Source organism: Candidatus Krumholzibacteriia bacterium (assembly GCA_035268685.1).
Taxonomy (GTDB): Bacteria; Krumholzibacteriota; Krumholzibacteriia; order JAJRXK01; family JAJRXK01; genus JAJRXK01.
Genome location: DATFKK010000119.1, coordinates 1 through 10,484 on the forward strand (window position 1 = coordinate 1; position 10,484 = coordinate 10,484).

Annotated in this window: 9 protein-coding genes; 7 read left to right on the forward strand and 2 right to left on the reverse strand. The window is 69.3% G+C overall.

The genetic code is table 11. The features are described from left to right. Nucleotides 1–12 precede the first annotated feature (12 nt). On the forward strand, nucleotides 13–156 hold the full coding sequence (locus VKA86_11520) for an HNH endonuclease signature motif containing protein (GenBank protein ID HKK71839.1): 144 nt from the start codon (nucleotides 13–15) through the stop codon (nucleotides 154–156). Nucleotides 157–393: 237 nt separating this feature from the next. On the opposite strand, the gene VKA86_11525 is transcribed toward VKA86_11520, so the two are convergent. Both VKA86_11525 and VKA86_11530 read right to left on the reverse strand, forming a co-directional pair. Then, entirely contained in the window at nucleotides 394–1,407 is a 1,014-nt protein-coding gene (locus VKA86_11525) for a hypothetical protein (GenBank protein HKK71840.1), read from the reverse strand. Nucleotides 1,408–1,565: 158 nt separating this feature from the next. Beyond that, a complete protein-coding gene (locus VKA86_11530) occupies nucleotides 1,566–2,297 on the reverse strand; it encodes a ubiquinone/menaquinone biosynthesis methyltransferase (protein ID HKK71841.1) in 732 nt (243 codons plus the stop codon). Nucleotides 2,298–2,451: 154 nt separating this feature from the next. On the opposite strand from VKA86_11530, the gene VKA86_11535 reads away from it, so the two are divergent. The 6 genes from VKA86_11535 to VKA86_11560 form a co-directional block, all read left to right on the forward strand. Beyond that, a complete protein-coding gene (locus tag VKA86_11535; protein ID HKK71842.1) occupies nucleotides 2,452–3,408 on the forward strand; it encodes a hypothetical protein in 957 nt (318 codons plus the stop codon). Next, complete coding sequence (locus tag VKA86_11540) at nucleotides 3,405–4,712, forward strand: hypothetical protein (protein HKK71843.1); 1,308 nt, start codon at nucleotides 3,405–3,407, stop codon at nucleotides 4,710–4,712. Before VKA86_11535 ends, VKA86_11540 begins: the two co-directional genes overlap by 4 nt. 57 nt (nucleotides 4,713–4,769) lie before the next feature. Beyond that, entirely contained in the window at nucleotides 4,770–5,843 is a 1,074-nt protein-coding gene (locus VKA86_11545; protein HKK71844.1) for an ABC transporter ATP-binding protein, read from the forward strand. Further along, nucleotides 5,843–8,398, forward strand: coding sequence for an FtsX-like permease family protein (locus VKA86_11550; protein HKK71845.1), 2,556 nt, complete (start codon nucleotides 5,843–5,845; stop codon nucleotides 8,396–8,398). The genes VKA86_11545 and VKA86_11550 overlap by 1 nt, the downstream gene beginning before the upstream one ends. A 1-nt stretch (nucleotide 8,399) precedes the next feature. After that, on the forward strand, nucleotides 8,400–9,506 hold the full coding sequence (locus VKA86_11555; GenBank protein HKK71846.1) for a lipocalin-like domain-containing protein: 1,107 nt from the start codon (nucleotides 8,400–8,402) through the stop codon (nucleotides 9,504–9,506). Continuing rightward, nucleotides 9,503–10,484 (forward strand): hypothetical protein (locus tag VKA86_11560; GenBank protein HKK71847.1); only part of this gene is annotated, 982 nt, incomplete at its 3' end. The genes VKA86_11555 and VKA86_11560, both read left to right, overlap by 4 nt.

Here is a 10,484-nt window from a genome sequence, read left to right on the forward strand (position 1 = left end):
CGCAACCTGGAGATCGACCACGTCGAACCCTTCGCGCTCGGTGGCTCGCACGAAGCCGAGAACCTCCGTGTCCTCTGCGCGGCGCACAACCGGCGGGCCGCCGAACGGGTCTTCGGGACGCGTCCGCGGTGGAAGTCGCACCGCGATCGGTGCTGATCGAACGGGATTCCGGGGACTCCGAGCCGTGACAGGTCGTGCATCGATCGGCTTCGCCGGGCGGCGGCGGGTCGAGTTTCGGTGGGCCGAGCGTTGGAGGGCCGAGGATCGGCGGGCGAGTGTCGGAGCGGCACGCGCCCGTCACGAAGGAACCCGCCCCGGCAGGCCGGGACGGGCTCTTCGAAAGGTCCGCGTTGCGATCGCAAGACCACGATCGCACCACGACGATGCGGCGAGTTACTCGCCCTGCGTGTTCTCGGTCGACTCCATGACGGCGGCGTACTGGGCCTCGTACTGGTCGACGACGTCGGCCTTCGCCGAGGTGACCAGCATCATCACGCCGGACTCGGTCTTGGCCATCTCGACGGTGCAGTTCTCGTCGGCGGCCACGTTCTTGGCCAGATCACAGGCGAAGCCCTGGCAACCGCTCTCGGCGCTCTTCTGCAGGAAGGCGACCGTCTCGGCGTTCTTGCCATGGTAGAAGACGGCCATCGCACCCGACGGCATGCGCACGGTCTCGAGCTTCACGGCCTTGGCCATCTCGGCCTGGTTGCTCTCACAGGCACCGGCCTTGGCGGTCTTCGTCGCACTGCTGCCGCAGCCGGCACCGGCGACCTTGGTCGTCGCGGCGGCCTTCGCGCTGCTGTCGCAGCCACTGGCCTTGGCCGTCTTCGCCGCGGCGGCCTTCGCGCTGCTGTCGCAGCCACCAGCCTTGGCGGTCTTCGTCGCGGCGGCCTTCGCGCTGCTGTCGCAGGCATCGGCCTTGGCGGTCTTCGTCGCGGCGGCCTTCGCACTGCTGTCGCAGCCACCGGCCTTGGCGGTCTTCGTCGCGGCGGCCTTCGCGCTGCTGTCGCAGGCACCGGCCTTGGCGGTCTTCGTCGCGGCGGCCTTCGCGCTGCTGTCGCAGCCACCGGCCTTGGCGGTCTTCGCCGTGGCGGCCTTCGCGCTGCTGTCGCAGGCACCAGCCTTGGCCGTCTTCGCCGCGGCGGCCTTCGCGCTGCTGTCGCAGCCACCGGCCTTGGCGGTCTTCGCCGCGGCGGCCTTCGCACTGCTGTCGCAGCCACCGGCCTTGGCGGTCTTCGTCGCGGCGGCCTTCGCGCTGCTGTCGCAGGCACCGGCCTTGGCCATCGCGGTCTCGGCCTTGGCGGTCTCGGCCTTGGCGGTCTTGCTGCTACAGTCACCGGCGAACGCCGAGGTGGCCATGAAGCCGACGACGAGCGTCGACAGGGCCAGGATCTTCATCGTGCGCATGGTCGATCGAACCTTCCGGGCGGGGGATCTCATGACGTCATCGAACCAGGGGATGATGCAGGTGCATCATGCACGCGGGTCAATATACGCGATTCCTCCGGAGCGGGTGTCAACAGATCGTCAGGGAAACGTCACCTGTCGGCCTCGGCGTGGGCCGATCAGGCCTTCCGCGCGACCACGAGATGAGCGATTCCGAATGTCTGTGGACGGACCAGCGGCTCCGGCTCGAAGCCCGCAGCGCTCAGACGGCGCCTGAATTCGGCAACGGTGACGAATCGACCCATGGACGAGGGCAGGTACGCGTAGGCCTCGGGAGCTCCGCCCACGATCCGGCCGAGCGCCGGCACGACCCGCGACAGATAGAAGGACACGGGCGCTTCCATCCATGCCCGGCGCACACGGAAGAACTCGAGCACCAGGAGCTGCCCTCCGGGACGGAGCACACGGGCGATATCGGCCAGGCCCTGGTCGAGGGAGCCCAGGTTCCGTAGGCCGAAGGCCACCATGACGGCGTCGAAGGAGCCATCGGCGAAGGGCAGGCGCTGCGTGTCGGCGGCGAGCACCCGTGCCGTACGGGCCAGGCGGTTGTTCGCGACACCGGCCTCGAGCATCGGCACGCAGAAATCGCTGGCCACATGGCGCTCACCGCGGCCCATGCGAGCAGCCGTGAGCACGAGCTCGCCGGTCCCCGTGCAGGCATCGAGAACGTCGTGGGCGTCCGCGTCGATCGAGCGCACCAGCCGTTCGCGCCAGCGCGCGTCGAGTCCCAGGCTGAGCAGCCCGTTCATGCGGTCGTACACGCCAGCGATCCCTGCGAACATGTCGCGGATCTGACGGTCGTGGACCTCGGCCCGCTGGCCGGTCGTGTTGTGCGGGGTGTGGTCGGTCATCGACGGCCCGGGACGGGGAGCGGCTCGACCGCAGTAGCGTAGCCGCCGCGGCAGTCGCCCGCCACACGACCCGAGTCTCCGGGTGGCGACCGGACCACGAGCTGGTGTACGCTTGTCCGCCTGTCTGCCACGCCCACCACCGCGCGCCCACTCCATGATCCGCGACGTCGAAACACTGAGCCCCCCACCGGTCCACAACCGGCTGCACCATGCCGCCGGTCTCGCGCTCCTGGCGTTGAATTCGGTCCGGCACCGTGTGCTCGGCTATCGCACGCCCCGACCGCAGTCGGCCGCCGATGCGGACGAGACCCTCCACTACGACCGCGCGGTCTTCGAGAACTGGGTTCAGCACCTGCGCGACTATCTGCAGCGGGACCCGATCCTGCCGGGGCACGCGGTGCTCGAGATCGGGCCCGGACCGGACCTGGGAACCGGCCTACTCTGGCTCGCGGCCGGTGCGGAGAGCTACACGGCCATCGACGCGCACCGCCTGGTCCCGAGCCGACGTGCCGGAGAGCTCCACCGCGCTCTCGCCGCGGGAATCGCCGGACAGGACGTGGAGCTCCTCGACCGACTGCACGACGCCATCGACGCGCTCGAGGCCGGAGACCCGGACTCCCCGCTGCGATACCGCGTGATCGAGAACTTCGACCTCGGCAGACTGCCGAAGGATCGCTACGACCTCGTGGTCAGCCATTCCGCCCTGGAACACCTCTCGCAGGTCGGGACGAGCTTCGCGCAGTTGAGCGATGCCGTGACCGATCGAGCGCACCTGGTGGCCGAGATCGACCTGCAGACCCACACCCGATGGATCCGGGACCACGATCCCCTGAACATCTACCGGTACAGCCGGAAGCTCTATCGCTCCCTGGGCTTCTCCGGGATTCCCAATCGTGTGCGGCCCGACGACTATCTCGCGCACCTGGAGCGCTCGGGCTGGTACGATCTACGGGTCTACCCGCGCCGCGTGCTCGAGATCGACTACGTGCGGCAGGTCGAACCCACACTGGCCCCGCGCTACCGGGGTGACCTCGAGCAACTGGCCTGGATGAGCATCGTGCTGTGTGCCTCTCGCCGGGGTGAGCGCAGCTGGAGGAAACCCGCGGCGTGACCACGACGACCGACCCGACTCTCCTGCCCGCCGACCTCGCCCCGACGCGCGTGCGCTGGTCGTGGAACATCGCGGTCCTGCTGATGACGATCGCCCTCTCGTTCGCGTTCTACGGGATCGCTCTCGACAACCCCTTCTGGCACGCCGAGGACTTCGAGGTCGTCCGCACGGCCCGTACGATCGACGCCGACCCCTCGGTCCTGCTGCGCAACGACGTGGTCGAGCGCCACCACCCCGTCCCGCTGGGGTTGTTCTGGCTCGAGTACCGCCTCTTCGGCGCCGAGCCCGTGGGGTGGTACGCGACCAACCTCCTTCTGCACGGGATCAACGCCTTTCTCGTGTACTGGCTGGTCACCGCCCTCCTCTACGACCGCCGCATCGCGATCCTGGCCGGAGTGCTGTTCGCGGTGGGGGTGGGGAGCTACGGGAAAGCGGTCTTGTTCGTCGCCGGTGCCGAGAACCTCCTGATCACCACGCTGTACCTGCTGATCCTGAACCTGTACATCCGCAACGACCTCTTCGGTGGCGGACGGATGTTCAGCCCGCGCTACCTGGCCGTCCTGCTCCTGTTCCTGCTGGTGAGCTTCGCGCGCCCCACGACCTTCGCGCTGGTCGGGGGACTTCTCGCGTACAAGTTCTTCTTCCGGGGGGAACGCGGCAGCGATCGGAAGATCCTCGAGCCACACCTGCTGGTGCTCGTGCTGGGTGCGGTCGCGTTCTCGATCGTCCGACAGCTCACCGGCGTGGTCGACTTCACGTGGACCGCCGCGGGCCAGGGACCCCTGGAATTCGCGGGGAACTTCGTGCGGAACATGATCAACTACCTGATCCACATGTTCTTCCCGATCCACGTGAGTCAGCTGGTGGAACGCGGGCACCCGCTCGTGCAGCTCGTCTACGCCGTCGCTCCCGTGCTGCGGGTGCTGATCGGGTGGGCGATCATCAGCTACAGCATCTTCGGCTTCGTCTTCGGCAACCGGACCATCCGCTTCTTCCTCGCCTGGACGCTGATCAGCGTCCTCCCCTACTGCGCGATCCAGTTCCCCGACGACTGGCTCAACATCCGCTACCTGTATCAGGTCTCGGTGGGTTTCGTGTTCATCGTGGCGTCGGGAACGGTGCTCTCGATGGACCTGTTGCACCGCCGGCGGTGGAGGAGCCTGCTCCCGCTGCTGGTCCCGGCACTGTTCGTGGTGCTGTCGGGCTTCATCACCCACAAGCTCGACACGAAGTACGAGATCGAAGGCGCGCGGACCGAGGCCCGCATCCAGGCCGAAGCACTGGACGAAGATCTTCCACGCTGAGTCCGGGCTGGGCGAACCCTTCCTCCCGGCCTATGGTGTCGGCGGAAGGGAGCGGACATGGCGATCATCCGGATCGAAGGACTGACCAAGGCCTTCCGCGACGGGGAACAGACCCACACCGTTCTCGACGGACTCGATCTCGAGATCGCCGACGGACAGTTCCTCGCTCTGCTCGGCCGCAGCGGCTCGGGCAAGAGCACCCTCCTGAACTGTCTCGCCGGCATCGAGACCCCGGACACCGGATCGATCCACGTCGACGACGTCGAGCTCACCGCCCTGGGTGACCGCGAGCGCACGCACCTGCGGCGTGACCGCATCGGGATCGTCTTCCAGTTCTTCAACCTGCTGCCGATCCTTCCGGTGCTCGAGAACGTGGCCCTGCCCGCGCTGCTGCGCGGGCGCCCGCGCGGCGAGGTCTTCGAACGTGCCCACCACCTGCTGCAGGAGCTGGACCTCGACGACCGTGCGTCCGAGATGCCCGACCATCTGAGCGGCGGCGAACAGCAACGTGTGGCCACCGCGCGCGCACTGATCAACGAGCCGGCCCTGCTGCTGGCCGACGAACCGACCGGGAATCTCGACGCCGACACCGCGGAACGAACGCTCGATCTGCTGCGCCAGGTGAACCAGCGACACGGCGTGACCGTGCTCCTGGTGACCCACGCCGACGAGGCCGCGCGGACGGCCCAGCGCGTCGCACACCTGGTGGGCGGGCGGATCGAATGGCCGCCGGAACCCGTGGTCGAGGAGGCACCTTCCGAAGAGGCCCCGGCCGAAGAAGCAGCAGCAGCCCCGGCCGTCGAAGCTCCGAAGAAGAAAAAGAGGAAGAAAGGACCGCCCAAGGGCGCACTGTTCAAGAAGGTGGAGGCACCCGAGCCGGAACCGGAGCCGGCATCCGACCCGCCCCACGAGCCGGCGACCGGGGCCGAGGGCACGACGACCACTCCATCTCCACCCGACGACCCGCCAGCGGCGGAGAGCCAGGCCTCCGCCGAGGCCGCGAAGCCCGCAGAGGAATCGACCGAGCCGAAGCCCAGGCCGAAGGTCCGACCCTCGGCCAAGGCCGCGGCGCTGTTCCAGAAGTCCGATCCCGACGCCGACCCGGACAGCGGCGACGACGACGGGTCCTGATGTTCCGACTGCTGCGGTTGGTCCACCTGCCGTTCTGGGAGAAACACCCGACGCAGGCACTGCTCCCCGCGCTGGGCATCGCGCTGGGCGTGGCCGCCATCATCGCCATCGACCTCGGCAGCGGAAGCACCGTCAGCAGCTTTCGGCGCACCGTCGAGCGGCTCGAGGGTCGCGCGACGCATCAGGTACTGCCCGGTCGCGGGGGACTGCAGGGCGAACTGGCCGTCGAGCTGTCGTACCTGCCCGGAGTCGATGCGGCTGCCCCCGTCCTCGAGAGCTTCCTGCTGGCCCAGGAGCCGCTGCGCCTCTACGGCATCGATCCGCTCAGCGAGGCCGGCGTCCGCGACCTCGGCCTGGAACTCGACGACACGGAGTTCGACGTCGAAGAGGCGACCCAGCGTTTCTTCGGGCTCATGGCCGAACCCGGGGCCCTGCTGATCAGCGAGGACTTCCTCGAGCGCCACGACCTCGAAGCCGGCGATCGCCTCGACGTGGCCGTGGGCTCGTTCCGGCGCGAGGCCTTCGTCCTCGGCGCGCTGCCCGACGAGATCGACGGCCTCGAGGTTCCCGACAACTTCGCGCTGGCCGACCTGGCCACGGCCCAGGAACTGACGGGGCGCGACGACGTGACCCGGATCGATCTCGTCGTCGACGACGAGGACCGCCGCGCGACCCTGGCCGACATCCGCGCCGCGCTGCCGGTGGGCGCGCGCATCGAGGAGCCCGGCGGCTCGGCCCGCTACCTCGAGACCATGCTCTCGGCCCTGAGCATGAACCTGGGCGCGCTCAGCTACCTGGCGCTGTTCGTGTCGCTGTTCCTGATCTACAACGCGCTGCTGCTGGCGGTCCTGCGGCGGCGGCCGCAGTTGGGCGTGGTGCGTTGCCTCGGCGCGACCCGACGCGAGGTCCTCGGCGCCTGGCTGATCGAAGCCGCCCTGATCGCGACGATCGGAACGGTCCTGGGAATCCTCCTCGGCATCGGGGCTGGTCGTTTCGCCCTGGAGGGAATCTCGCAGACGGCGAGCGACCTGTACGGTTACGTTCGGGCCGACACCCTGGAGCTCGTTCCCTCGACGCTGATCAAAGCAGTGGTGGTGGGCGTCGTGGCCACGCTCGTGGCCGCACTGTGGCCCGCTTCGGAGGCCGCCTCGACCCCCCCGGCACACACCGCGTCGCGCGGCGACGTCGAAACCACCACGCGGGCCCGGCTGCAACGCATGCCCTGGCTGGCGGTCCCGCTCGGTCTGATCGCCGTGGTGGGCCTCGCGTGGCCGACGACGAGTCCGTTGCCCGGCTACGTCGCCGCGATCGGTCTCGCGCTCGGTGCAGCGGTCGTCGTGCCGTTGCTGGGCAGTATGGTCCTCGAGCGTGTGCAGCCGCTCCTGGCCCGCGTCGGCGGCGAGGTCGCCGCGCTGGCCGCGCGCAACATCCGCGCCTCGCTCAGCCGCACGGGCGTGGCACTGGCCGCACTCACCGTGGCGCTGTCGATGTCGATCGCCATGGGCACGATGGTCGCGAGCTTCCACGCCGAAGTGAAGGACTGGATCGCCGACTCCGTGCGCGCCGACGTCTACATCGGCCCGGCCACCGCCGAGGTCGACCGTCTGCAGGCGCGGCTGGATCCGGCGCTGGTCGCGCTGCTGCGCCATCGTGAGGGCGTCGAGGCCGTCGACACCTACCGCGGCCTCATGGCCGAGGCCGAGGGCGTACAGACCTTCACCGCCGGCGTCGACATCGACGTGTTCCGCCGTGGCGCCGAACCCACGCTGATCGCCGGACCGAACGTGGACGTCTTCCTCGACCGCATCGAGAGCGGGCAGGCCGGGATCAGTGAAACGCTCATGCGCCGCACCGAGCTGCGTCCCGGAGACACCTTCGAGATGGAGGTCCGAGGTCAGACCGAGGAACTGACCGTGGCCGGCGTGTACCGCGACTACTCCAGCGACCGCGGCGTGGTGCTGCTCGACCAGCGCACGTGGAGGCTGACCTTCGGCGACCACGATCCGAACTCGGTCGCTCTCTACCTCGAGGAGGGAGTCGACACCGACGCCTTCATCGACGCACTGAAGCTGGACCTGGCCGACACCTGGGCGGTGGAGATCAACAGCAACGAGAGTCTGCGCCGGCAGGCCGACGAGGTCTTCGCCCGCACCTTCTCGGTGGCCGATGCCCTCGAAGTGATCGGCATCGCCGTCGCCGCGATCGGTATCCTGGCCGCGCTCCTGGCCATGCTCATGGAGCGTCGGCGTGAGCTGGCCACGCTGCGCGCCCTCGGTCTCACACGGCGGCAGCTACGCAACATGCTGCTGGGCGAATCGGTCCTGCTCGCCACCCTGGCCTGGCTGTTCGCCCTTCTGTGCGGCAGTGGTCTCGCCTGGATCCTGCTGCGCGTGATCAACCTGCGCAGCTTCGGATGGATGCTCCCCTTCCACGTGCCCTGGGGCGAGTGGATGCTGAACCTGGGGTGGAGCCTGCTCGCCGCCGGCCTGGCCACCTTGATCCCGATCGTGCGCGGACGGAAGATGAGCGTGGCCGCCTCCCTGCGCGAGGAGTGACGTGGTGCGTGTCCTGACCCTGCTCCTGCTGCTGCTCGTGACTCCCCTCCTCGCGTCGCCCCAGTCGCAGACGGAGGCACCCGACTTCCGTCGCGCCGAGGGTCCCTGGAACTGGGACTTCCCCCGCGACCACGCCGCCCATCCCCGGTTCGGTACCGAGTGGTGGTACTTCACCGGCAGCCTGGTCGATTCGCACGACCACCGCTTCGGCTACGAGCTCACCTTCTTCCGCGTGGGGCTGCGCCCGCGTGCGGTCGAGAGTGAGTCGGCGTGGAGGGCCAAGGACATCGTCCTGGCGCACTTCGCCGTGACCGAGGTCGACTGGGAACGCTTCCACCTGCGCGAACGCACCCAGCGCGCCGCGGCCGGCATGGCCGGTGCCGACACCACCCGCATGCGCGTCTGGGTGGGCGACTGGGTCGCCCAGCAACGCGACGACGGCACCTTCCACCTGCGCGCACGCCAGGAAGGGCTGGGCATCGACCTCGAGCTGCGCATGCAGCGTCCGCCGGTACTGCACGGCGACGACGGCCTGTCGTACAAGACCAGCGACCGGTCGCAGGCCAGCTACTACTACAGCATTCCCCGCCTGCAGACCTCGGGAACCCTCGTGCTCGACGGCGACCCGCGTCCGGTGTCGGGAATGACCTGGATGGACCAGGAGTTCTTCACCGGCGACTCGCCGCGCGAGGGTTTCTCGTGGGACTGGTTCAGCGCACGCCTGGCCGACGGGCGCGACCTCATGTTCTTCCGCGTGCGCCGTGGCAACACCGTCGACGTGCCGGTGGGAACCGTCGTCGAGGCCGACGGGAGCGCCCGTCCGCTCGACACCAGCGGTGCGACCTTCACTCCGGGCGAAACCTGGACGAGTCCGTGGACCGGCGCCACCTATCCGGTGCAGTGGACGGTCACCTTCCCCGCCGAGGACGCACGCCTGGAGATCCGGGCCCTGCTCGACGAACAGGAGGTCCACGCCGAGCAGACCGTGGGCTTCGCCTACTGGGAGGGGCTGAGCCGCTACGAGGGCACCTGGAACGGCGACGCCGTCACGGGGGAGGGCTACGTGGAACTCACCGGCTACGACTCCGGGTCGTCGTCGCGCCGTTGAGCATGACGCGCGCCGAGCACGATCTCCGGACGGCCGGTGCGTGGTCCGCGCTCGCCCTCGCGCTGGCCGCGCTGCGACTCCCGCTTCTCACCCTCCCGGGCCTCGGGCGCGACGAGGCGACCTACGTCTACTGGTCGCACCACCCCGAGCCCGGCTACGTGCCGCTCCTCCAGTTGCTCGTGGCGATCGGACGACCCCTCCCGCTGCTCGCCGAGGCCCGCTGGGTACCCTTCGTCGCCGGCCTGCTGGTCCTCGTGGTCTTCGAGCGTTGGCTGCGGTCGCGTGGACTCGATCTGCGCGATCGCTGGATCGCCGTGGCACTGGTCGGGCTGTGTCCGTGGCAGACCTATGCGGGGTCGATCCTGCATCCCGACGATCTGCAGCTCGTCGTGATCATGGGCTTCGCGCTCGCGGCGCGCGCGGGACGCGTGGGGTGGGTCGTGTTCCTGGCCGGCCTCGCTCCGTGGGCGAAGACCAGCGGCGTGCTCGTGACCGTGGTCGGAATCTGGTGGCTGTGGAGGTCCGCACGTCCGGCCCGGGGGCGCGCGATCGCCGTGGTCGTGGCACTCGCGTCGCCGTCGCTGCTCGCACTCGACGCCGATCTGCTGCGAGGAATTCTCAGCTTCGCCCGCACCGCCCCCGACACCGGGCCCCTTGCCCGGCTGGGCCTGCTCGTCCTCGGCACTCTGGTCCTCGCCGGGCCGGTCCTCCCCGTGCTCGCCGGCCGGGGCGCGCTCGAGATCCGACGGCGCCGCACCGATCCCGCCGTGATCCTGGCGCTCGCGTTCGTCGCCGCCTTCGGTGTGGCCGCCGTCGTGAACGGACAGGTGAAGGGCAACTGGATGCTGCCCGCGGTGCTACTGCTGTGGCCGGCCGACCTGCGGTGGAGACACGGCGGTCGCGCTGCTCTCGCCATCGGGTCCACGGCGTTGCTCTCGGCGGTGATCGTCTTCGGCTTCGTCCGTGTCGACCTGACAC